The sequence below is a fragment of the Acidovorax sp. ACV02 genome (assembly GCF_014851475.1).
In the GTDB taxonomy this organism is placed as follows: Bacteria; Pseudomonadota; Gammaproteobacteria; order Burkholderiales; family Burkholderiaceae_C; genus Acidovorax; species Acidovorax delafieldii.
Genome location: NZ_JACUZU010000001.1, coordinates 239,300 through 263,024, shown reverse-complemented (window position 1 = coordinate 263,024; position 23,725 = coordinate 239,300). Strand labels below are relative to the sequence as shown.

Genomic DNA, 23,725 nt, shown 5'->3' with positions numbered 1-23,725 from the left:
CACCCCACCATGATCTACGACACCACCCAGGCCTACCCCCGCGACCTTATTGGCTACGGCAAGACCCCGCCCCATGCGCAGTGGCCCGGTGGCGCGCGCATTGCCGTGCAATTCGTTTTGAACTATGAAGAGGGCGGTGAAAACGCGGTGCTGCATGGCGATGCGGGCAGCGAGCAGTTCCTGTCCGAAATGTTCAACCCGGCCAGCTACCCCGAGCGGCACATGAGCATGGAGGGCATTTATGAATACGGATCGCGCGCTGGCGTGTGGCGCATCCTGCGCGAGTTTGAAAAGCGCCAGCTGCCCCTCACGGTGTTTGGCGTGTCCACGGCCCTGAAGCGCCACCCCGACCTCACTGCGGCGTTTGTGGAGCTGGGCCACGAGATTGCCTGCCATGGCCTCAAGTGGATCCACTACCAGCACATCCCAGAAGACGTCGAGCGCACGCACATGGCCGAGGCCATGGCCATCATCGAGCGCCTGACGGGCCCACGAGGAGGCTCGGAAGGCCAGGTACACGGCCTGGGCTGGTACACCGGCCGCGACAGCCCCAACACCCGCCGACTGGTGGCCGACTACGGCGGCTTTGAATACGACAGCGACTACTACGGCGACGACCTTCCCTTCTGGATGAAGGTGCAAAAGACCGACGGCAGCGTGGTGCCCCAGCTCATCGTGCCCTACACGCTCGATTGCAACGACATGCGCTTTGCGCTGCCCCAGGGCTATTCGCACGCCGACCCGTTCTTCCAGTACATGAAGGACACCTTCGATGCGCTGTATGCCGAGGGCGATCCGGCCGGCGAGAACGCGCCCAAGATGATGAGCATTGGCATGCACTGCCGCCTGCTGGGCCGCCCGGGCCGCATCACGGCGCTGCAGCGTTTTCTGGACCACATCGCACAGCACGACAAGGTGTGGGTGGCCCGCCGCATCGACATCGCGCGCCACTGGAAGGCCGTGTACCCCTACCCCACCACAAAGGCCTGATGACCATGGCATGGACCCTTGACCAACTGAATGCCGCCACGCCCGCGCAGGCCCTGGAGGCGCTGGACGGCGTGTACGAGCATTCCCCCTGGATTGCCGAGCAGGCGCTCACCCAACGGCCGTTCCGCTCGCTGGCACACCTCAAGCACGCCCTGGCCCACGCGGTGCGCACCGCCAGCACCGAGGCGCAGCTGGGCCTGATCCGCGCCCACCCCGAGCTGGCGGGCAAGGCCATGGTGGCAAAAAGCCTCACCGCCGAATCGACCAACGAGCAGTCCAAGGCGGGCCTGACCCAGTGCACGCCCGAAGAATTTGCGCGCATCCAGCAGCTCAATGCGGACTACAACGCCCGCTTTGGCTTCCCCTTCATTCTGGCCGTGCGCGGACCGCGCGGTACGGGCCTGCCACGCAATGAAATCATCGAGACTTTCGCGCGGCGCCTGAATAACCATCCAGAGTTTGAACTAGCCGAGGCACTGCGCAACATCCACCGCATCGCAGAAATCCGCTTGGACGACAAGTTCGGCTACGTGCCAGAGCTTGGCAACCTAACTTGGGATGCCCACGAGGAGCTTGCCAAGTACAGCGACCCCGGTTTTTCCGAAAAAGGTCAGCTCACCGTCACCTATCTGACTGAGGCACATCGCGCCTGCGCCGAGCGAATCGAGTTCTGGATGAAAAACTCGTGCGGCTTTGACGAAATAACTATTGACGCCGTTGGCAACGTGGTCGGCCGCTACCACCCGGCCAGCCCGGGTGCCCGATATCTCATGACTGGCAGCCACTACGACACCGTGCGCAATGCCGGCAAGTACGACGGGCGCCTGGGCATCTTTGTGCCCATGGCTTGCGTGCGTGCACTGCACCAAGCGGGCAAGCGTCTGCCGTTCGGTATCGAGGTGATTGCCTTTGCCGAAGAGGAAGGCCAGCGCTACAAGGCCACCTTCCTGGGTTCGGGCGCGCTCATCGGGCACTTCAACCCGGCTTGGCTGGACCAGAAGGATGCCGACGGCGTGACCATGCGCGCGGCCATGCAGCACGCTGGGTTGTGTATCGACGACATTGCCAAGCTGCAGCGCGACCCGGCGCAGTACCTGGGCTTCATTGAAGTCCACATCGAACAGGGCCCGGTGCTCAACGAGCTGGACCTGCCGCTGGGCGTGGTCACCTCCATCAATGGGGGTGTGCGCTTTGTGGGAGAAATGATCGGCACCGCGAGCCACGCAGGCACCACACCCATGGACCGCCGCCGCGATGCGGCCGTGGCCGTGGCAGAGCTGGCGTTGTACATCGAGCAGCGCGCCACCCAGGACGGGGACTCGGTAGGCACGATCGGCCTGCTCAACGTGCCCGGCGGCTCCATCAATGTGGTGCCGGGCCGCTGCCAGTTCAGTCTGGACCTGCGTGCGCCCACCGATCCGCAACGGGACGCGCTGGTGCGCGATGTGCTGGACCACCTGGGCCAGATCGCAGCCCGGCGCGGCCTGCGCTACACGCTGGAGGAATCCATGCGCGCCGCAGCAGCCCCCAGCGCCCCGGCCCTGCAGCACCATTGGGAGCGTGCTGTGGACCACCTGGGCGTGCCCGTGTTCCGCATGCCCAGTGGCGCGGGCCACGATGCCATGAAGCTGCACGAAATCATGCCGCAGGCCATGCTGTTTGTGCGCGGAGAAAACTCCGGCATCAGCCACAACCCGCTCGAATCCACCACCAACAACGACATGCAGCTGGCCGTGGACGCTTTCACCCAGGTGCTGCACCAGCTTGCCGAGGAACAACAACCATGACCACCCCGAACCACCACGCCGCGCTGGACGCCTGGATCGACCAGCACTTTGACGAAGAAGTGCGCTTTTTGCAGGCCCTGGTGCGCGTGCCCACCGACACGCCCCCCGGCAACAACGCCCCCCACGCCGAACGCACCGCCGAGCTGCTGAAGGACTTTGGCTACGAGGCCGAAAAGCACGCCGTGCCCACTGCCGATGTGTTGGCCTACGGCATGGAGTCCATCACCAACCTCATCGTGCGCAGACCGTACGGCAGCGGCGGCAAGACCATCGCCCTGAACGCCCACGGCGATGTGGTTCCGCCCGGCGAAGGCTGGGCACACGACCCCTATGGCGCCGAGATCGTCGATGGCGCCATGTACGGCCGCGCCACCGCCGTGAGCAAGAGCGACTTTGCAAGCTTCACCTTTGCCGTGCGGGCCTTGGAAGCCGTGGCCAGGCCCACCCAGGGCGCGGTAGAGCTGCACTTCACCTACGACGAAGAGTTTGGCGGCGAACTCGGCCCCGGCTGGCTGCTGCAAAAGGGACTGACAAAGCCCGACCTGATGATTGCCGCCGGCTTCAGCTACGAAGTGGTCACCGCACACAACGGCTGCCTGCAGATGGAAGTGACGGTGCACGGCAAGATGGCCCATGCCGCCGTGCCCCACACCGGAGTGGATGCCCTGCAGGGCGCCGTGCACATCCTGAACGCGCTGTACGCACAGAACGACGAGTACAAGAAGGTCACGTCCAAGGTCGAGGGGATCAAGCACCCCTACCTGAATGTGGGCCGCATCGAGGGCGGCACCAACACCAACGTCGTACCCGGCAAGGTGATGTTCAAGCTCGACCGCCGCATGATCCCCGAGGAAAACCCGGTGGAGGTCGAAGCCAACATTCGCCGCGTGATCGAACAGGCCGCAGGTGAGCGCGCCGGTATCAGCGTGGAGATCAAGCGCCTGCTGCTGGCGAATGCGATGACGCCGCTGGCGGGCAACAAGCCCCTGGTCGACGCGATCCAGCAACATGCCCAGGCCGTGATTGGTGAACCGGTCCCCGCCGTGGGCACGCCGCTCTACACCGATGTGCGTCTGTATGTGGAGCGCGGCATTCCCGGCGTGATTTACGGCGCAGGCCCCCGCACGGTCCTCGAATCGCACGCCAAGCGCGCCGACGAGCGCCTGCAGCTCGAAGACCTGCGCCGCGCCACCAAGGTGATTGCACGGACATTGAGCGACTTGCTCGCCTGAGAGCCCATAGGGCAGTGAGTAATGCACGCAGCACATCAGTGCTGCGATTCAATGTCATGACGAGATTGCCTCTGGCAGCCCTTTGACCGACCTACACTGGCGCGGGCGCATCCATCGACTGGGTGCGCCCGTTGTCATTTCCAGATTCCACACACCAGGAGATATCCCATGAACATTCGTCATACGCTGCTGGCTGGCAGCGTTGTGCTGGCCCTGGCCAGCCTCACGGCCTGCGGCAGCACGCCGCCGGTAGCCACGGCTGCACCCGCGCCCGCAGTGCAGCAGACCGCCTCGGCCCAGGCCGCCAGTGCAGCCTACGACTTCGACATGGATGTGTTCCACCCCGTGGTGGCACGCAATGGCATGGTCGCCTCCGAGCAGGAACTGGCCTCGCAGATCGGCCTGGACATCCTCAAGGCCGGTGGCAACGCCGTGGATGCGGCCGTGGGCATTGGCTTTGCGCTGGCCGTGGCCCTGCCCAATGCGGGCAACCTGGGTGGTGGCGGCTTCATGATGGTGCACGACGCCAAGACCGGCAAGAGCGTGGCCCTCGACTTCCGCGAAGTGGCGCCATCGAAGGCCACGCGCGACATGTACCTGGACGCCAAGGGCAATGTGGTGGACGGCAAGTCGCTGTACACCCACTATGCCGTGGGCGTGCCCGGCACCGTCGCGGGCATGGAACACGCACTCAAGAGCTGGGGCACCCTGCCCCTGTCGCGTGTGATCGCCCCGGCCATCGAACTGGCGGACAAGGGCTTCCCGGTGAGCGAAACGCTCGCCAAGATCCTGCAGCAAGAGAAGAAGAACATGGGCAAGTGGCCTGCCACCCAGGCCATCTTCTGGAAGAACGGCGAACCCCTGAAGGTGGGTGACCCGCTGGTGCAAAAAGACCTGGCGCAATCCATGCGCCTCATCGCCCAGCAGGGCGCCAAGGCGTTCTACGAAGGCGAGATCGCCCAGAAGATCGCCGCCGAAATGGCACCCCACGCAGGCGCCATCACCCTGCAAGACCTGCGCGAATACATGGTGGCCGAACGCGTCCCCACGCGTGGCACCTACCGTGGCTACGAGATCGTGACCATGCCCCCACCCTCCTCGGGCGGCCCGCACCTGGTGCAGATCCTGAACATGCTGGAGCCCCTGCCCCTGGCCCAGTGGGGCCCCAACAGCGCGCAGACCATCCACCACATGGCCGAGAGCAGCAAGCTGGCATACGCCGACCGCTCCGAATACCTGGGCGACCCGGACTTCGTGAAAATTCCGCTGAAGGGCCTGACCTCCAAGCGCTATGCCGAATCGCTGGCCAAGGGCATCGACCCCAACCGCGCACGCCCGGCCAAGGAGATCAAGCCCGGCCAGCCCCAGCCGTATGAGAGTGACCAGACCACCCACTACTCGGTGGTGGACAAGGCGGGCAACGCCGTGGCCGTGACCTACACGCTGAACACCAACTTCGGCAGCGGCATCGTCGCCAAGGGCACGGGCATCCTGCTCAACAACGAGATGGACGACTTCTCGGCCAAGCCCGGCGTGGCCAATGCCTATGGCCTGGTCGGTGGCGACGCGAACGCAGTGGCCGCCAAGAAGCGCCCGCTGTCGTCCATGACGCCCACCCTGGTGCTGAAAGACGGCAAGCCCACGCTGGTGACAGGCAGCCCCGGCGGCGCACGCATCATCACCACGGTGCTGCAGACGGTGGTCAACACCATCGACTTCGGCATGAACCCTGCGGAGGCCGCAGCGGCACCCCGCGTGCACCACCAGTGGACGCCGGACGAGCTGCGCGTGGAAAAGGGCCTCTCGCCCGACACCATTGCCCTGCTCAAGCAACGCGGCCACAACATCGCGGTCAAGCCTTCGATGGGCCGCACGCAGACCATCCAGATCCGTGGCGGCGCGCTGTACGGCTACTCGGACCCCCGCAACCCCGACGGCAAGACCCTCGGCTACTGATTGCCAGCGCCCGCTTGATGCGGGCGGTCTGTGCTTGTCAACATTTGCGAGGCCACGCCCCACAACGGCGTGGCCTTTTTATTGCCGCCTCTGGCAACCCCATGCGGGCATACCCTCATACCGCCACTCTTCAGACTTGCCTACAGTTCTTGTATGCAAGATTTGCGTTCAAAAAGCTACTGAAGGAGTTGGCATGCCCCGGTTTTTCAAATCCCTTTTTGGTCAGGTGGTGCTGGCCTTGATAGCCGGTGTGGTGGTGGGCCTGGTGTGGCCCGACACCGCCATTGCGCTCAAGCCCCTGGGAGATGGCTTCATCAAGCTCATCAAGATGCTCATCCCGCTCATCGTCTTCTGCGTGGTGGTGCATGGCATTGCTGGCACTGGCGACCTGCAGCGGGTAGGCCGGGTGGGCATCAAATCGCTGATCTACTTCGAGGTGGTCACCTCCATCGCCCTGGTGCTGGGCCTGGCGCTGGCGTTCTGGTTCGAGCCCGGCGTGGGCATGAACGTGGACCCCAAGGCGCTGGACCCCAAAGCCATGGGCGCCTACGCCGAAAACGCCAGCAAGCTCACTGGCGGCGGCTTCACCGACTTCTTGCTCAAGCTCATTCCCACCACCGCAGTGAGCGCGTTTGCCAACGGCGATGTGCTGCAGGTCCTGCTGTTTTCCATCGTTTTTGGCTGCGCCCTGGCATTGATCGGTGAGCGCGGGGCGCGGGTCACCGGCCTGATCGATGACCTGTCGCATGTGCTGTTCAAGACCATGGGCCTGATCATCAAGCTCGCACCGTTGGGTGTGCTGGGCGCCATCGCGTTCACCGTGGGCAAATACGGCCTGGGTTCCCTCAAGCAGCTGGGCATGCTGGTGGCGCTGTTCTACGCGGCGGTGGTCATCTTCGTCGTGGTGGTGCTGGGCCTCATCATGCGGGTGTCGGGCTTCAGCCTGTTCAAGCTGCTGCGCTATCTGCGCGAGGAGCTGGCCGTGGTTTTTGCCACCACGTCGTCCGACAGCGTGCTGCCCCAGATCATGGCCAAGCTCAAGCACATGGGCATCCGCGATTCGACCGTGGGCCTGGTGATCCCCACAGGCTACTCGTTCAACCTGGACGCGTTCTCGATCTACATCACACTGGCCGCCGTGTTCATCGCCCAGGCCACCAACACGCCGATTTCCATGGCCGACCTGCTGACGATCCTGGCGATCTCGCTGGTCACCTCCAAGGGTGCACACGGCGTGCCGGGCTCGGCCATCGTCGTGCTGGCAGCCACCTTGCAGGCCATCCCTGCCATCCCGGCGATTGGCCTGGTGCTGGTGTTGTCGGTGGACTGGTTCATGGGCATCGCCCGCGCGCTGGGCAACCTCATTGGCAACTGCGTCGCCACCGTGGCCGTGGCAGCCTGGGAAGGCGACATCGACCGCGAACGCGCCCACGCCGTGCTGGACGGCCGCGAGCCACCCTCGCCGCGTGCCTGATCGGGCAAGCCTCCCTCTGCACAGCACGCGACAATCCGGCCATGAGCATCAACCAGACCCAGATCGCCCAGCAGGTGGTGGAATCCATCCTGGCGCAAAAACTCTCGCCCGGCGAGCGCCTGGGCGAGCAGGAGCTGGCCGATCTGTTCGGCGTGAGCCGCACGCTGGTGCGCGAGGCCCTGATGCAGCTGCAGGCACGGGGCTTTGTGGAAGTGCGCTCGCGCCGGGGCTGGTACGTGGTGGAGCCCTCGGTGGAGGATGCACGCGACGCGTTCTCCGCCCGGCGCGTCATCGAATCGGGCATCCTGGCCGATGCGGGCCGCCCGCTGCAGAGCGTGACCCGCCGCCTGCGTGCGCACATCGCCGACGAACAGCAGGCCATCGAAGGCGCTGACGCTGCCACACGCGCCTTTTTGCTCGCAGATTTCCACGTCTGCCTGGCCGAGGCGATGGGCCACCGCAGCCTGAGCGACATCCTGCGCGACCTCACGGCGCGCACCACCCTGGCCGCGTCGCTGTACCAGTCGCAGCACGCGGCCAGCCAGTCTTGTGCGGAGCATGCCGCCATTGTGGAGGCGCTGGAGGCCGGCAACACCACCCTGGCCCGCGAACGCATGCTCGCCCACATTGGCCATGTGGAAGGCGCCCTCAACCCCGGCCAGCCGCTGGTGCGCGACCGCCTGCGCGAGTCGCTGGCACCGCTGACCAGTCAACGCACCAAGGCTGCATCCACGGACCTGGGCTAGCTGACGCCGGGCACGCCCCGGCCCCCAACCTTCCCATCGTCTGAGTCAAAGCAGGCGGGTACTTTGCTGCGCCCCTCTAAGGGTTAACCGGGATAAGCGCGCCCGGTCATTTTGTATACGATTTTTGTATGGACATCTGTGCACCATTCGGCACAGGTTTCCATTCCGTATTCAAAAACCAACCCCCGAAGGACACCCATGAACCCACCCGTACACCCCGTGGACGAACACCTGCCCCTGGGGCGACTCACGGCGCTGGGCCTGCAGCATGTGCTGGTGATGTATGCGGGTGCCGTGGCGGTGCCGCTCATCGTGGGCCGCGCGCTCAACCTCACGCCCGACCAGGTAGCCAAGCTGATCTCGGCCGACCTGTTTGTGTGCGGGCTGGTCACGCTGATCCAGGCGCTGGGCGCCTCGCGCTGGTTTGGCATTCAGCTGCCGGTGATGATGGGGGTGACCTTTGCCTCGGTGGCGCCCATGATCTCGATGGCGCAGACCACCGGCGGCACGGCCGGAGCCGGACTGATCTTTGGCTCGGTGATCGGGGCGGGGGTGATCTCCATCCTGATCGCTCCGCTGGTGAGCCGCATGCTCCGTTTCTTCCCGCCGGTGGTCACCGGCACCATCATTGCGGTCATCGGCATCAGCCTGATGCGCGTGGGCATCAACTGGATCTTTGGCAACCCCGTGGGCCCCACGGCGCCCAGCGTGCCCAACCCCGAGCACCTCAAGTGGCTGGCCGATGCGCAGGCTGCTGCCGGAGCCCCCGGCTCGTCACTGCCACCGGTTCCCAAGGGGTTTGCGGTGGTGCCCACGGTGCCCAACCCCAAGTACGCCGACCTGACCGGTGTGGGCATCTCGGGCCTGGTGCTGCTGTCCATCCTGCTGATTGCCAAGTTTGCCAAGGGCTTCGTCGCCAACATCTCGGTGCTGCTGGGCATCGTCATTGGTGCGGTGGTGGCCGTTGCGCTGGGCATGATGAACTTCGACAAGGTGGCCAAGGCGCAGTGGTTTGACCTGGTGCTGCCGTTCGAGATTGCCGGCCCCGTGTTCGACCCCATCCTGATCCTGACCATGACCCTGGTGATGATCGTGGTCATGATCGAATCCACCGGCATGTTCCTGGCCCTGGGCGAGATGACCGACCGCAAGGTGGACCAGGCAGCCCTCACGCGCGGCCTGCGCACCGATGGCCTGGGCACGCTGCTGGGCGGCATCTTCAACACCTTTCCGTACACCAGCTTCTCGCAGAACGTGGGGCTGGTCGCCGTCACCGGCGTCAAGAGCCGCTTTGTGTGCGTGGCGGGTGGTGTGATCCTGATCGTGCTGGGCGTGCTGCCCAAGATGGCCGCACTGGTCGAGTCGCTGCCCACCATGGTGCTGGGCGGCGCGGGGCTGGTGATGTTCGGCATGGTGGCGGCCACGGGCATCCGCATCCTGGGCGGGGTGGACTTCAAGACCAACCGCTTCAACGCCATGATCGTGGCCGTTTCCATCGGCGTGGGCATGGTGCCGCTGATCGCGCCCAACTTCCGCCAGTGGATGCCGCACGCTATCCACCCTCTGATCGAATCCGGTATCCTCCTGGCCTCGATCACGGCGGTGGCCCTGAACGTTTTCTTCAATGGCGCCAGCCGCGACACCTCCGCCGCTGTCAACGCCGCACGCCAGGCCGACGCCCACTAGCATCCCGCCTGCCCGCTGCCGAAAACCTGCCACTGCCCGCGTGGCCCCGCCCCCTGTCCGCCACGGCTGCCAGGGGGTTTTGGCTTCATGCTGCATACGCATAAACCTGCATGTCCGCCGCCCACGCCATCGGGTACCCTTGTTTTTGCTTTCCGCCCAGGACTTCCAGGATTTCCGCATGACACAGAACATTTCCGCCGCCGAACAGGCCCTGCGCGACGCTGCGCGCGAATACCACCGCAACCCCACCCGGGGCAAGATTTCGGTCACCCCCACCAAGCCTTTGTCCAACCAGCGCGACCTGTCGCTGGCCTATTCGCCGGGCGTGGCTTACCCGTGCCTTGACATCGCCGCCGACCCTTCCAAGGCGTTTGACTTCACCTCGCGCGGCAACCTGGTCGCGGTGATCACCAACGGCACGGCGGTGCTGGGCCTGGGTGACATCGGCCCGCTGGCCAGCAAGCCGGTGATGGAAGGCAAGGGCTGCCTGTTCAAGAAGTTCGCGGGCGTCGACGTGTTCGACATCGAACTGGCCGAACGCGACCCCGACAAGCTCATCGAGATCATCGCGGCGCTGGAACCCACGCTGGGCGGCATCAACCTCGAAGACATCAAGGCACCCGAGTGCTTCTACATCGAGCGCGAACTCAGCAAGCGCATGAACATCCCGGTGTTCCATGACGACCAGCACGGCACGGCCATCATCAGCAGCGCGGCGCTGCTCAACGGCCTGGAGCTGGTGGGTAAGCAGATCGACCAGGTGAAGATTGCCGTGTCGGGCGCGGGAGCGGCCGCCATTGCCTGCCTGAACGTGATGGTGGGCCTGGGCGTGAAGATCGAGAACGTCTTCGTGTGCGACTCCAAGGGCGTGATCTACGAAGGCCGCCCCGGTGGCTACGACGAATCCAAGGCGGCCTACGCGCAAAAGACCGACGCCCGCACGCTGGCCGATGCGGTCAACGGCGCCGACGTGTTCCTGGGCTGCTCGGCCCCCGGCGTGCTCACGGCCGAGATGGTCAAGACCATGGGCCCCAAGCCCATCATCCTGGCGCTGGCCAACCCCGAGCCTGAAATCCGCCCCGAACTCGCCAAGGCCATTCGCCCCGACTGCATCATCGCCACGGGCCGCTCGGACTACCCCAACCAGGTCAACAACGTCCTGTGCTTCCCGTACATCTTCCGCGGCGCGCTGGACTGCGGTGCCACCAAGATCACCGAGGCCATGAAGCTGGCCTGCGTGCGCCAGATCGCCGATCTGGCCAAGGCCGACATCAGCGAAGAAGTGGCCAGCGCCTATGCAGGCAAAGAGCTGACCTTTGGCCCTGACTACCTCATCCCCACGCCGTTCGACTCGCGCCTGATCCTCAAGATCGCGCCCGCCGTGGCCAAGGCCGCTGCTGAATCGGGCGTGGCCACGCGCCCCATCGAAGACATGGAGGCCTACAAGGAAACGCTGTCGCGCTTTGTCTACCAGACCGGCATGCTGATGCGCCCCGTGATCAACGCGGCCAAGGCCCTGCCCGATGCACAAAAGCGCGTGGCCTACGCCGACGGTGAAGACGAACGCGCCCTGCGCGCCGCGCAGATGGCCATCGACGACAAGATCGCCACGCCCATCCTCATCGGCCGCCCCGCCGTGATTGCCGCGCGCATCGCCAAGGCCGGCCTGCGCATGCAGCTGGGCAAGGACGTGGAGGTGTGCAACCCCGAGGACGACCCGCGCTTTCGCCAGTACTGGGAGCACTACCACCAGCTCATGAAGCGCAACGGCGCCTCGCCCGAAGTGGCCAAGGCCGCCGTGCGCCGCTCCAACACCATCATCGCCTCGCTGATGGTCAAGCTGGGCGATGCCGACGCCATGATCTGCGGCCTGGTGGGCACGTATGAAACGCACCTGGAGCGCATCCACAGCATCATCGGCCGCCAGGAAGGCGCCAACAACTACGCGGCGCTGAACGCGCTGATGACCAACCGGGGCACGCTGTTCATTGCCGACACCTATGTGAACGAAGACCCCACGGCCCAGCAGCTGGCGGACATCGCCTGGATGTCGGTGCAGGAGGTGCAACGCTTTGGCATCCCGCCCAAGGTCGCCTTCCTGTCGCACTCCAGCTATGGCTCGTCCAAGCGCGCATCGGCCCGCAAGATGCGCGAGGCGCGCGACCTTTTCGTGGCCGCCCACCCTGAGATCGAGTGTGATGGCGAGCTGCACGGCGATGCCGCGCTGGAGCCGAACATCCGCAACGCCTACATGGCGGATTCGACCCTGACGGACTCGGCCAACCTGCTGATCTGCCCCAACCTGGATGCTGCCAACATCCTCTACAACGTGCTCAAGACGACCACCAGCGGTGGCGTCACGGTGGGCCCCATCCTGATGGGCGCCGCTGCCACGGCCTACATCCTGACCCCGGCCGCCACCGTGCGCCGGGTGCTCAACATGACGGCCCTGGCCGTGGCCAGCGCTGCCGCCCGGCCACGCTGAGCGCGCTGTGCCGTGCTGACCTGAGCGCAGGCCGTGAGCAGGCCTGCCCACACACCGTTGCAACGGGGCCCTCGGGCCCCGTTTTTCATGGGCAAGCCGACCCCTCGCCCTGCGCATGCACCATTTCGGGAAACCCAGCATGCTGACGCGCACCACTTCGGTGAACAATGGGGCGCAGCAAAGCACCCGCGTACACAAACCGGGCATCGTTTTTGCTGACTGCAGGACCATGGCCCATCAAAGGGGCCAGTGCCTTCCCTCACCGAATTTCCCCTCGCCCGACAGGAGCCCCGAATGAAAAAAAGACTGTTCATGCAAACCGCCGCCGCCCTGGCCCTGATCGGCAGTACCTCGCTGGCCCAGGCGCAGGCCACCACGCCCATCAAGTTCCAGCTCGACTGGCGTTTTGAAGGCCCTGCCGCACTGTTCCTGCAACCCGTGGCCAAGGGCTACTTCAAGGCCGCAGGCCTGGACGTGACGGTGGATGCGGGCAACGGCTCCGGCGGCGCGGTGCAGCGCGTGGCCTCGGGCACCTACGACATGGGTTTTGCTGATCTGGCCGCCGTGATGGAGTTCCACGCCAACAACCCCGACGCGCAGAACAAGCCCGTGGCGGTGATGGTGGTCTACAACAACACGCCCGCCTCGGTCATGGCGCTGAAAAAGAGCGGCATCGCCAAGCCCGCCGACCTGGCTGGCAAGAAGCTGGGCGCCCCCGTGTTCGACGCAGGCCGCCGCGCGTTTCCCATCTTCCAGAAGGCCAACGGCATCGGCGCCGTGACCTGGACCGCCATGGACCCCCCGCTGCGCGAAACCATGCTGGTGCGCGGTGACGTGGACGCCATCACCGGCTTCACCTTCACCTCGCTGCTCAACCTGGAAGCCCGGGGCGCCAAAGCCGCCGATGTGGTGGTGCTGCCCTATGCCGACTTCGGCGTGAAGCTGTACGGCAATGTGATCATCGCATCGCCCAAGCTCATCAAGGAGAACCCGGCCGCCATCAAGGCGTTCCTGTCGGCCTTCACAAAGGGCGCCAAGGAAGTCATTGCCAACCCCGCAGCCTCCATCGAATACGTGAAGGCACGCGACGGCATCGTGAACGTGCCGCTCGAAACCCGCCGCCTGCAGCTGGCCATCGACACCGTGATCAACAGCCCCGACGCCCGCAACGAAGGCTTTGGCCAGCTCAAGCCCGGACGCCTCTCGCTGATGGCGTCGCAGGTATCGGATGCGTTCAACACCAAGACCCGCGTGAACGCCGACGATGTGTGGAACGCCAGCTTTCTGCCCAGCGCGGCCGAGCTGAACATCCTGCCGAAGAAGTGACACCCCCTGAGTCGCTTCGCGCCTTCCCCCCTCTCGACTCGCTGCGCGAGTCGGGAGGGGGACGCCCCCGGTGCACGCCAGCGAAGCGCCGCCTACGCGGCGGGGCGGCCCTTGCACGGGGGCGCTGGCCTGGGCCGCGCCCAGCATCAACCTCGGTGCACAAACACTACTCACTACGGACCTCTGATGCAGGCTGCTGATTCCTACTTTGTGGACTTCCGCGATGTCTGGCTCGCGTACAACGACGAGCTGCGCGCCAAGAACCAGTTTGCGGTCGAAGCCATCGACCTGCAGGTACGCCAGGGCGAATTCATCGCCATCGTGGGCCCCTCGGGCTGCGGCAAGTCCACCTTCATGAAGCTGGCCACCGGGTTGAAGATGCCCTCCATGGGCAAGATACTCATCGACGGGCAGCCGGTGACGGGGCCGCTCAAGGTCTCGGGCATGGCCTTTCAGGCGCCTTCGCTGCTGCCCTGGCGCACCACGGTGGATAACGTGCTGCTGCCGCTCGAAATCGTCGAGCCCTACCGCAGCAACTTCAAGCAAAAACGCAAGGAATACGAAGAGCGCGCCCGCAAGCTGCTGCAAAAGGTGGGGCTGGCGGGCTATGAGGACAAGTTCCCCTGGCAGCTGTCGGGCGGCATGCAGCAGCGCGCCAGCATCTGCCGCGCGCTGATCCACGAACCCAAGATGCTGCTGCTGGACGAGCCCTTCGGCGCGCTGGATGCCTTCACGCGCGAGGAGCTGTGGTGCATCCTGCGCGATCTGTGGACCGAGCAGCAGTTCAACGTGATCTTGGTCACGCACGACCTGCGCGAATCGGTCTTCCTGGCCGACACGGTGTATGTGATGAGTAAGAGCCCCGGCCGGTTTGTGGTGCGCAAGGAGATCGAACTGCCCCGCCCGCGCGACCTGGAGGTGACCTACACCAAGGAGTTCACCGACATCGTTCACGAACTGCGCGGCCACATCGGCGCACTGCGCAAAGCCGGCGCGCCCATCCAGCAATAAGAACAAAGAAAGCGCCTCATCCCCATGCACAAAAAAACCGTGGAGCGCTGGTCCCCCTGGATCCTGCTCGTCGCCACCATCCTGCTGTGGCAAATCATCTGCTCGGCCTTCAGCATTCCGGAATACCTGTTCCCCAGCCCCTGGGCCATCGGCGTGCAGCTGGTGGAGTTCAGCGGCGTCATCGCAGGCCATGCCTGGCGCACCTTCTGGGTCACCATGGCGGGCTTCGGCATCGCCATCGTGGTGGGGGTGCTGCTGGGCTTTGTGATCGGCAGCTCGCGCATCGCCTATGCCGCCGTGTACCCGCTGATGACGGCCTTCAATGCACTGCCCAAGGCCGCCTTTGTGCCCATCCTGGTGGTGTGGTTCGGCATTGGCGTGGGCCCGGCCATCCTGACGGCCTTCCTCATCAGCTTCTTCCCCATCATGGTCAACATCGCCACTGGCCTCGCCACGCTGGAGCCCGAGCTGGAAGACGTGCTGCGCGTGCTTGGCGCCAAGCGCTGGGACGTGCTGACCAAGGTGGGCCTGCCCCGCTCCATGCCGTACTTCTACGGCTCGCTCAAGGTGGCCATCACGCTGGCCTTTGTGGGCACCACCGTGTCGGAGATGACCGCTGCGAACGAAGGCATCGGCTACCTGCTGATCAGCGCAGGCTCGTCCATGCAGATGGGCCTGGCCTTTGCGGGCCTGATGGTCGTGGGCGCCATGGCCATGGTGATGTACGAGCTGTTCAGCTGGATCGAAAAACGCACCACGGGCTGGGCCCACCGGGGGTCGCAGGGGGAGTGACCGGCATGGCGCATCAGCGCCAACGCTCAAGCGCCGCCTCCCCGCCCCCCGTTCGGGCTGAGAGGCTGAGAATCTTTTGTCCCAACCCGCCCTGCACGCCAGAACACTCCGGTTCCTCGTGCGCAAGAGCGCTCAGCCCAACCTCGCCGTGCCAAGATGCTCTGACGCCAAGCGCGTCCCGTTGCGGCTGCATGGGATTTGGCGCCAGGCGGGGTACACCCGTTGCGGCATCAATTTGCTGAAAATCCCCAGCTCTCGGCGCCGCTTGCCTCCGCCATCGGGCGGTTATTTCTTCGAAGAGACTACAACGAAGAGCTCAAGCTGCGGCTTACGACTTACGTCGTCAGCTATGCTTTCTAAGATTGATACGCACTATCCGGCCGCCAACGACGTGTTTGGAAACCGGCTTGGTGCATGCTCAGTAGCTCGTCTTTCTTAGGATCTTCTCGCGGTCTGATTCGGTGAAGTGCACATGGTCAACGATCTGTTTCTTCTTGTTCTCGCAGGACTCTTTTCAGCCGCCTTGATTCCAGCAGCGCTGGGAATAGGCCTTGTTTTCGCATTGGTAAGAAAGCCCGTTAGCCGTTTCGTCGGTATCTTGCTTGTACTTGGCGTATGGACTTTTTTCGCAAATAAGTGGGTGACATCGGGCGAGAGTCAAAGGCACCAGGAAGACCGCAAATACACTGAGGAATTTCGGCCTCATGCTGCGCACTTTGAAATGGTCTGCGAGCAGGCTGGTACAAAAGTGTTCGAGACAGCCAAGGACGTAAAAAGCATCGCGCTCCAAGCGCCACGCGGGGATTTCACTACCTACGACTTGTGGGACAGGAACTTCAAGGGCGACGTCTATGGCGGGTTTGACGTTCAGTCTTCACAATCCGCAGAATGGGATCTTGTCAGGACGTTTCTGACCAAGAAGGAATGGGAACAGCAATGGCACGTTCCTACGAAAGAGGACTTCTTACGCTATCCGCAGATAGAAATACAAGGTCACAACGAAGGTGAGCCTGGGTTTTTTCGCTACTTGGATAGCAGTGTGGGATCACATCAAACCTTCTCCAAGGGGTTTCATCACAAGTCGGAGAGCCGCTATTTTGTGAAATGGGAAGACATATCCACGCCGCAGGATCGTGAGCATTGGGTCGCCGGCAGCAAGTGGACTATTACTGATTTGGAGACCGGTACCCTGATGGCAGAACGGATTGCCTACGCCATTGATCTTTACCAGGGAAGCACCAAAAGCGACTCTTACGGCAATTCAGGACTGCCTTGGATCCGCGCCGGGCACATTCAGCAGCGTCGGCCCCCGCAAGACAACGCCTGTCCCTCCAAAACGCCTCTCTACAACCTCGACTTCGTGCGTTCTGTCTTAAAGCCAATCGATCAGGCAATGAAGGTCATACCGCGCCCGGTTAGATAGACACTCTGCCGCCTGTGGTGCGGCTTCCGACCAATGCGGATGGGTTGCCGACGTGAGCGCAACTTGGCTGAGCCGCAGTTTGTGCGAATTGCAGCCGGGTTGCGCAGTACTGCACCCCACGCAATGTGCGACGGGCCGGGTTGGCTTAAGCCCTGGCTGTAAGCCCCGGAACCGAATCAAGGCCGCTGCGGCACGCCCGTCGCTATACTGCCGCCCCGTTTTGACGACAGCAGGATCACCCGGCATGCGCTTGACCATTCTTTTGCGCCTTCTGACACTTTGGGCAGCCGCTGGGCTCGCCGCATGCGGTGGGACGACCCCCACCAAACCAGCGACGGGCGGCGACGCCACCCCGGCCGCTGCCACCACCGCCGCCCCCATCCGCATCGGCATCGCCCTGGGCGGGGGCGCGGCCAAGGGCTTTGCGCACATTGGCGTGATCAAGATGCTGGAGGCCAATGGCCTGGCGCCCGCCGTGGTCTCGGGCACCAGCGCAGGCAGCGTGGTGGGCGCGCTGTATGCCAGTGGCATGAACGCGTTTGAAATGCAGGAAAAAGCCGTGGCGCTGGACGAAGCCAAGATCCGCGACCTGCAGCTGTCGTCCGGCGGGCTGGTACTGGGACAGAAGCTCGAAGACTATGTGAACGAGCAGGTGCGCCGCAAGCCGCTGGAACAGATGGCCAAGCCCTTCGTCGTCGTCGCCACGCGGCTGGAAGACGGCGAGCGCACCGTCTTTGCACGCGGCAACACCGGCCAGGCCGTGCGCGCATCAAGCAGCGTGCCAGGCGTGTTCCAGCCCGTCACCATCGGCAAATACCACTTTGTGGACGGCGGCATCGTGAGCCCGGTACCGGTGGATGCCGCACGCCAGCTGGGCGCCGACATCGTGATTGCTGTAGACATCTCCAACAAGGCCCGGGGCCAGACGCCGGGCAACATGCTGGGCGCGCTGAACCAGTCGATCGCCATCATGGGCCAGAAGCTGGGCCAGGCCGAGCTGGCGCGCGCCGACGTGATCATCCGCCCGCAGGTGCTGGACATTGGCGCCGCCGACTTCAGCCAGCGCGCCAACGCCATCGTGGAAGGCGAGAAGGCCGCGCTGGCCGTGATGCCGCAAATCCGCGAACGTGTGGCCCAGCTTCAGGCCGAGCGCAGCAAGGCGGCGGCGCAGGCCCAGCAGAAGGCGACCGAGGCGCAGTACCAGGCCTGCCTGGACAACCGCAGTCGGCTGCAGAAGCTGGCGGGCTTGGCCAAACTGGACGACTCCTGCCCGGCGCCCAAGTAGCGCGGCAAACAAACGATTCCGGCGCAGCGCCCTTCGGGTAAAGTCAACTGCGCCCCGGCCTGCCAGCACCACCCGGCACCGACTTCACGCCCCACTGCCCGCCCCACCCATGTCTTCGCCGTTCTCCGCCGTCAAACCCAGCGCCAAGCTCTCCGACCAAGTCGCCAGCGCGCTGGAGGCCGAGATCCGCGCGGGCCGCATCCAGGCTGCGCAAAAGCTGCCTACCGAAGCCGTGTTGGCGCAGCAGTTTCAGGTCAGCCGCACAGTGGTGCGCGAGGCCATCTCGCGCCTCAAGTCGTTGGGGCTGGTGGACTCGCGCCAGGGCAGCGGCGTGTATGTGCTGGCGCCGGGCATCGAGCCGCTGCAGTTCGATGTACCCCTGGCAGCATCGCGCGAGGCGGTGATGCAGATCGTGGAGGTAAGGCGTGCGCTGGAGGCCGAGGTGGCCGAGCTGGCGGCCCTGCGGCGCACCGATGCAGACATGGCCGCCATACGCGCCGCCATGCAGCACATCGCCGACGCCGTGCGTGCAGGCCGCGACGGGGTGGAAGAAGATGTGCTGTTCCACCGCGCCATCGCCCGGGCGGCAGGCAACCCGTTCATGATCAGCACGCTGGACTATCTGGCGCAGTTCCTCAAGGGCGCCACCCGCGTGACCCGTGCCAACGAGGCGCGCCGCACCGACTTTGCCGATGCGGTGACCCACGAGCACAGCCACATCGTGCGCGCCATCGAGGCGGGCGACCCGGTGGCCGCGCGGGAGGCTGCCGCGCAGCACATGAAGAACGCACTGGCCCGCATCGAGCAGGCCGACCTCACGTTCTGGGCCCAGGACGGCGCTCGGCTGGCCCAGCCGCTGGTGGCCGCATCCACACCGCTGGTGTTTTGAGCCACGTCCCAAGCCTGTGCGCCGGGCTTGCGTCTCAACACATCAGTGATCTGCTACATATTTGGTAGCTGCTCAGGCATATTGCACTAGCGCTTGAGCACCAAAACGCCTCAAAACCGCTTCACCCACCATGCCCACGCACTGGCAGACGCGGGTTAACCCGTGGCAGTGCCGTGCGCGATAATTTGTATGATAACCATATAAACACACCAACCAAGGTGCAGCTGGAAACCCCTGCAAGGCCGCTTTGAGCGGCTCTAGCCTGGGTCAGCCCCTTCCATCCCGGAGATACCCCGTTCATGTCTACCCTCGCACTTCTCGGCATCGGCGCCGGCAGCATTGCCCTGCTCCTGTTGCTCATCATCCGCTGGCAGGTCCACGCCTTCGTGGCGATGATGCTGGTGAGCTTTCTGGTGGCGTTTGCCACGCAGATGCCCATTGGCGACATCATCAGCACGCTGATTGCGGGCATGGGCGGCACGCTGGGTTCGGTCGCCATCCTGGTGGCGCTGGGCTCCATGCTGGGGCGCATGATCGAGGTCTCGGGCGGTGCGGCCAGCCTGGCCAACCGCTTCACGCAGCTGCTGGGCCCCACACGGGTGCCCATGGCCCTCACGGCCGCAGCGCTGGTTCTGGCCATCCCGGTGTTTTTTGACGTGGGCTTCATCATCCTGGTGCCCATCGTCTACGGCTTTTGCAAGGCAGCGGGCGTCAACCCCATCAAGTTCGGCCTGCCCGTGGCGGGCATCATGCTGGCCGCACACGTGGTGGTGCCACCGCACCCCGGCATCGTGGGCGGGGCTGCCATCGTCAAGGGCGACATTGGCTGGATCACCATCATTGGCCTGGCCATCTGCATCCCGCTGGCGGCGCTGTCGCAGTATGTGTCGGGCTGGCTCAACCGCAAGGGCTACCCCTTGTTGCCCACCACGGCCGAGCAGTTTGCGGCCTTTGGCAACAGCGAAGACAGCCAAACCACCCCGGCGGGCAAAGCCCCTGGCGTGGGCACCATCATGGCGCTGATCGTGATCCCCCTGGCCCTCATCATGGCGGGCACCACCGGCGCCACGTTGCTGCCCAAGGGCGACAACCTGCGCAACGTGCTGGGCTTCATCGGCTCGCCCATCTTTGCACTGATGGTGGCCGTGGGCCTGGCGATGTTTCTGCTGGGCCGCAACCAAGGCTGGAACCGCGAGCGCACCAACGCCATCATGGAATCCGCCCTGCCCCCTGCCGCCACCGTGATTCTGGTGACGGGTGCAGGCGGCGTGTTTGCCAAGGTGCTCACCGCCAGCGGCATTGGCACGGCGCTGTCGCAAAGCCTCACGGCCACCCACCTGCCGCTCATCCTGCTGGCGTTCATCATCTCGCTGGCGCTGCGCGCCGCCCAGGGTTCGGCCACCGTGGCCATCATCACCACCTGCGGCCTGCTGGCCGACGCCATTGCAGGTGGCGGGTATTCCCCCTTGCAAGTGGCGCTGCTCACGGTTGCCATCGGCTTTGGCAGCCTCGGGCTGTCGCACGTCAACGATTCGGGCTTCTGGATCGTGACCCGCTACCTGGGCCTGAGCGTGGGCGATGGCCTGCGCACCTGGACCGTGCTGACCACTGTGCTGGGCATCGCAGGTTTCGCAATGACCGCCCTGCTCTGGGCCCTAGTGGCCTGAGCCCCCTTGACCGTTTTCTTGAAGGACTGACAACATGACAAAACCCACCGTCGGCATCATCGGCCTGGGCGCCATGGGCGCTGGCATTGCCAAGACCCTGCGCAACAACGGTTTCACCATCCACGTCTGCGACGTGCGGCCCGGCGTGGCCGATGCGTTTGTGGCTGAAGGCGGCACCGCCCACGCCACCACTGCTGCGCTGGCGGCGGTGAGTGATGTGGTGGTGTCGGTGGTGGTCAACGCCGCGCAGACCGAGAGCGTGCTGTTTGGCGACGATGGTAAAAGCGGTGCGGCCAGCACCTCGCGCCCCGGCAGCACCTTTGTGATGTGCTCCACCGTGGACCCCAACTGGTCCGTGGCGATGGAAGCGCGCCTGAACGCCCTGGGCCTGCACTATGTGGACGCCCCCATCTCCGGCGGCGCAGCCAAGGCTGCCTCGGGCCAGATGACCATGATGACCTCGGCCAAGCCCGAGGCCTATGCCGCTGCAGGCGCGGTGCTCGACGGCATGGCTGGCAAGGTGTACCGCCTGGGTGACAAGGCGGGCGCGGGCAGCAAGGTCAAGATCATCAACCAGTTGCTGGCCGGTGTGCACATTGCCGTAGCCGCCGAAGCCATGGCCCTGGGCCTGCGCGAAGGCGTGGAGGCCAGCGCCTTGTATGAAGTGATCACGAACAGCGCGGGCAACAGCTGGATGTTTGAAAACCGCATGGCACATGTGCTGGCGGGCGACTACACACCGCTTTCAGCCGTCGATATTTTTGTGAAGGACCTGGGCCTGGTGCTGGACACCGCACGCGCCAGCAAATTCCCCCTGCCTCTGGCGGCCACCGCGCACCAGATGTTCATGCAGGCATCCACCGCAGGCTTTGCCAAGGAAGATGACAGTGCCGTGATCAAGATCTTCCCTGGCATCACGTTGCCCGAAGGAAAGGAGAAGGCATGACACGCGCGTTGCTGGGCTGCATTGCCGACGACTTCACGGGCGCGACCGACCTGGCCAACAACCTCGTGCGCGCAGGCATGCGCGTGGTGCAGGCCATGGGCGTGCCCACGGCCCCGCTGGATGCGGAGGCCGATGCCATCGTGGTGGCACTCAAGTCGCGCACCGTTCCCAAAGACGAAGCCATCGCCCAGTCGCTGGCCGCACTGCAGTGGCTCAAGGCGCAGGGCACCGAGCAGATCTACTTCAAATACTGCTCCACCTTTGACAGCACGGCCGAAGGCAACATTGGCCCCGTGACCGATGCGCTGATGCAGGCCCTGGGCACCGACTTCACCATCGCCACGCCCGCCTTCCCCGACAACAAGCGCACCGTGTTCAAGGGCTATCTGTTTGTGGGCGACGTGTTGCTGAACGAGAGCGGCATGCAGAACCACCCGCTCACGCCCATGACCGACCCGAACCTGGTGCGCGTGCTGCAAGCGCAGACACCCAGCCGCGTGGGTCTGATCGACCACAGTGTGGTCGCACAGGGCGAGGCTGCCATCCGCGCACGCATCGACCAACTCAAGGCCGAGGGCGTGCGCATGGCCGTGGTCGATGCGGTGTCGAACGCCGACCTGATGCGCCTGGGCCCTGCCCTCAAGGGCATGCCGCTGGTCACAGCGGGCTCGGGCGTGGCCATTGGCCTGCCGGGCAACTTTGGCGTAGCCTCCAGCAACGAGGCAGCCCGCCTGCCCGCCGCGCAAGGGCTGCAGGCCATCGTGTCGGGCAGCTGCTCAGTGGCGACCAACCAGCAGGTCATGGATTTCATCAAAGCGGGCCAACCCGCTCTGGCCATCGACCCACTGCGCATTGCCGCAGGCGTGGACGTGGCCGCCGAAGCGCTGGCCTGGGCCGAAGGCCACCTCGGCAAAGGCCCGGTGCTGGTGTATTCCACCGCCGAGCCATCGGCCGTGCGCGCCATTCAGGGCAAGCTGGGTTCTGAAAAAGCCGGTGCCATGGTGGAAGACACCATTGCCGCCATTGCACGCGGCCTGGTGCAGCGCGGTGTGCGCCAGCTCATCGTGGCGGGTGGCGAAACCTCGGGTGCCTGTGTGCAGGCCCTGGGCATCACGCAAATGCGCATTGGCGCGCAGATCGACCCCGGCGTGCCGTGGTGCCATGCCGTGGCGCCCGACGCCAAGGACGGGCTGCACATCACGCTGAAGTCGGGCAATTTCGGCAGCACCGACTTCTTCACCAAGGCTTTTGCACAATTGTTGGCATGACCTCTACCCCCGCCTTCATGGATGAACGCCAGGCCCGCGACGAAATCTGCCGCGTGGGCCGCAGCCTGTTTGAGCGGGGCTATGTGCATGCCACCGCAGGCAACATCAGCGTGCGCCTGGCCGACGGTTACCTCATCACCCCCACCGATGCCTGTCTTGGCACGCTGCAGCCCGAGCGGCTGGCGCGCCTGGACGCGCAGGGCCAGCAGGTGGCGGGCGACCGGGCCAGCAAGACCATTGCGCTGCACCGGCAGATTTACGAGGCATCGGCATCGACAGCGGCCCCAGCGCGCTGCGTGATCCATACGCACAGCACGCATCTGGTGGCCTGCTCATTGCAGGCCGACATGACGGCCAACGGTCCACTGGTGCCTGACGCGCAATTGCTGCCTCCCATCACGCCCTACTTCGTCATGAAAGTGGGCCGGGTGCCGCACATCCCGTACCACCGCCCGGGTGATGCTGCCGCGGCAACACTGGTGGCGCAGACCATCACCCGCTATGCCGCAAAGGGCAGCCCTGTGCGCGCTGTGATGCTGGCGCGCCTGGGGCCCAACGTGTGGCACGACACGCCCGCCGCCGCCATGGCCGTGCTGGAAGAGCTGGAAGAAACCGCACGCCTGTGGATGCTGTGCCAGCCCCGCCCCACGCCGCTGACCGAGCCCCAGATTGAAGAGCTGCGCCAGAGCTTTGGTGCCCACTGGTAACGGGCGGGCTGCGCCCATGGCGCGGGGGACGAAAGAACACACACAAGGAGACAAA

At 64.8% G+C, this 23,725-nt stretch carries 18 protein-coding genes; all 18 read left to right on the top strand.

Annotated elements, in window-relative coordinates; all coding sequences use genetic code 11:
- Window positions 1-9 precede the first annotated feature (9 nt).
- The 18 genes from puuE (at window position 10) to IB236_RS01210 (ending at window position 23,670) form a co-directional block, all read left to right on the top strand.
- Window positions 10-990 (top strand): allantoinase PuuE, encoded by a 981-nt coding sequence (gene puuE / locus IB236_RS01295; RefSeq protein WP_192418399.1) that lies wholly within the window; start codon window positions 10-12, stop codon window positions 988-990.
- Between the two features lie 5 nt (window positions 991-995).
- Window positions 996-2,777, top strand: a complete 1,782-nt coding sequence (gene uraD, locus IB236_RS01290) for a 2-oxo-4-hydroxy-4-carboxy-5-ureidoimidazoline decarboxylase (RefSeq protein ID WP_192418398.1) — start codon at window positions 996-998, stop codon at window positions 2,775-2,777.
- Window positions 2,774-4,009: an ArgE/DapE family deacylase gene (locus IB236_RS01285; protein ID WP_192418397.1), complete on the top strand. Its 1,236-nt coding sequence runs from the start codon at window positions 2,774-2,776 to the stop codon at window positions 4,007-4,009. The genes uraD and IB236_RS01285 overlap by 4 nt, the downstream gene beginning before the upstream one ends.
- 168 nt (window positions 4,010-4,177) lie before the next feature.
- Window positions 4,178-5,965, top strand: coding sequence for a gamma-glutamyltransferase (gene ggt / locus IB236_RS01280; protein ID WP_192418396.1), 1,788 nt, complete (start codon window positions 4,178-4,180; stop codon window positions 5,963-5,965).
- A 193-nt stretch (window positions 5,966-6,158) separates the two neighbouring features.
- A complete protein-coding gene (locus IB236_RS01275; protein ID WP_192418394.1) occupies window positions 6,159-7,439 on the top strand; it encodes a C4-dicarboxylate transporter DctA in 1,281 nt (426 codons plus the stop codon).
- 41 nt (window positions 7,440-7,480) lie between these two features.
- Window positions 7,481-8,185: a GntR family transcriptional regulator gene (locus IB236_RS01270; protein ID WP_121943593.1), complete on the top strand. Its 705-nt coding sequence runs from the start codon at window positions 7,481-7,483 to the stop codon at window positions 8,183-8,185.
- Window positions 8,186-8,383: 198 nt separating this feature from the next.
- Window positions 8,384-9,871, top strand: a complete 1,488-nt coding sequence (locus IB236_RS01265) for a nucleobase:cation symporter-2 family protein (RefSeq protein ID WP_056747391.1) — start codon at window positions 8,384-8,386, stop codon at window positions 9,869-9,871.
- A gap of 178 nt (window positions 9,872-10,049) precedes the next feature.
- Complete coding sequence (locus IB236_RS01260) at window positions 10,050-12,356, top strand: NADP-dependent malic enzyme (protein ID WP_056747727.1); 2,307 nt, start codon at window positions 10,050-10,052, stop codon at window positions 12,354-12,356.
- Window positions 12,357-12,650: 294 nt separating this feature from the next.
- The gene (locus tag IB236_RS01255) at window positions 12,651-13,682 is read left to right on the top strand and encodes an ABC transporter substrate-binding protein (RefSeq protein WP_192418392.1); all 1,032 of its coding nucleotides are present in this window, start codon (window positions 12,651-12,653) and stop codon (window positions 13,680-13,682) included.
- A 186-nt stretch (window positions 13,683-13,868) separates the two neighbouring features.
- Window positions 13,869-14,693, top strand: a complete 825-nt coding sequence (locus tag IB236_RS01250) for an ABC transporter ATP-binding protein (protein ID WP_121943596.1) — start codon at window positions 13,869-13,871, stop codon at window positions 14,691-14,693.
- A gap of 24 nt (window positions 14,694-14,717) precedes the next feature.
- Entirely contained in the window at window positions 14,718-15,485 is a 768-nt protein-coding gene (locus IB236_RS01245; RefSeq protein WP_060986854.1) for an ABC transporter permease, read from the top strand.
- 472 nt (window positions 15,486-15,957) lie between these two features.
- Window positions 15,958-16,908 (top strand): hypothetical protein, encoded by a 951-nt coding sequence (locus IB236_RS01240; RefSeq protein WP_192418390.1) that lies wholly within the window; start codon window positions 15,958-15,960, stop codon window positions 16,906-16,908.
- A 244-nt stretch (window positions 16,909-17,152) separates the two neighbouring features.
- Window positions 17,153-18,193, top strand: coding sequence for a patatin-like phospholipase family protein (locus IB236_RS01235; RefSeq protein ID WP_192418388.1), 1,041 nt, complete (start codon window positions 17,153-17,155; stop codon window positions 18,191-18,193).
- A 109-nt stretch (window positions 18,194-18,302) separates the two neighbouring features.
- The gene (locus IB236_RS01230) at window positions 18,303-19,082 is read left to right on the top strand and encodes a FadR/GntR family transcriptional regulator (protein WP_146872238.1); all 780 of its coding nucleotides are present in this window, start codon (window positions 18,303-18,305) and stop codon (window positions 19,080-19,082) included.
- A gap of 299 nt (window positions 19,083-19,381) precedes the next feature.
- Window positions 19,382-20,749: a GntP family transporter gene (locus tag IB236_RS01225; RefSeq protein WP_192418386.1), complete on the top strand. Its 1,368-nt coding sequence runs from the start codon at window positions 19,382-19,384 to the stop codon at window positions 20,747-20,749.
- A gap of 34 nt (window positions 20,750-20,783) precedes the next feature.
- Complete coding sequence (gene ltnD / locus IB236_RS01220; protein WP_192418384.1) at window positions 20,784-21,695, top strand: L-threonate dehydrogenase; 912 nt, start codon at window positions 20,784-20,786, stop codon at window positions 21,693-21,695.
- Complete coding sequence (gene otnK, locus IB236_RS01215) at window positions 21,692-22,963, top strand: 3-oxo-tetronate kinase (RefSeq protein ID WP_056060714.1); 1,272 nt, start codon at window positions 21,692-21,694, stop codon at window positions 22,961-22,963. The genes ltnD and otnK overlap by 4 nt, the downstream gene beginning before the upstream one ends.
- A 17-nt stretch (window positions 22,964-22,980) precedes the next feature.
- On the top strand, window positions 22,981-23,670 hold the full coding sequence (locus IB236_RS01210) for an aldolase (protein ID WP_192418938.1): 690 nt from the start codon (window positions 22,981-22,983) through the stop codon (window positions 23,668-23,670).
- The last annotated feature ends 55 nt before the right edge of the window (window positions 23,671-23,725 follow it).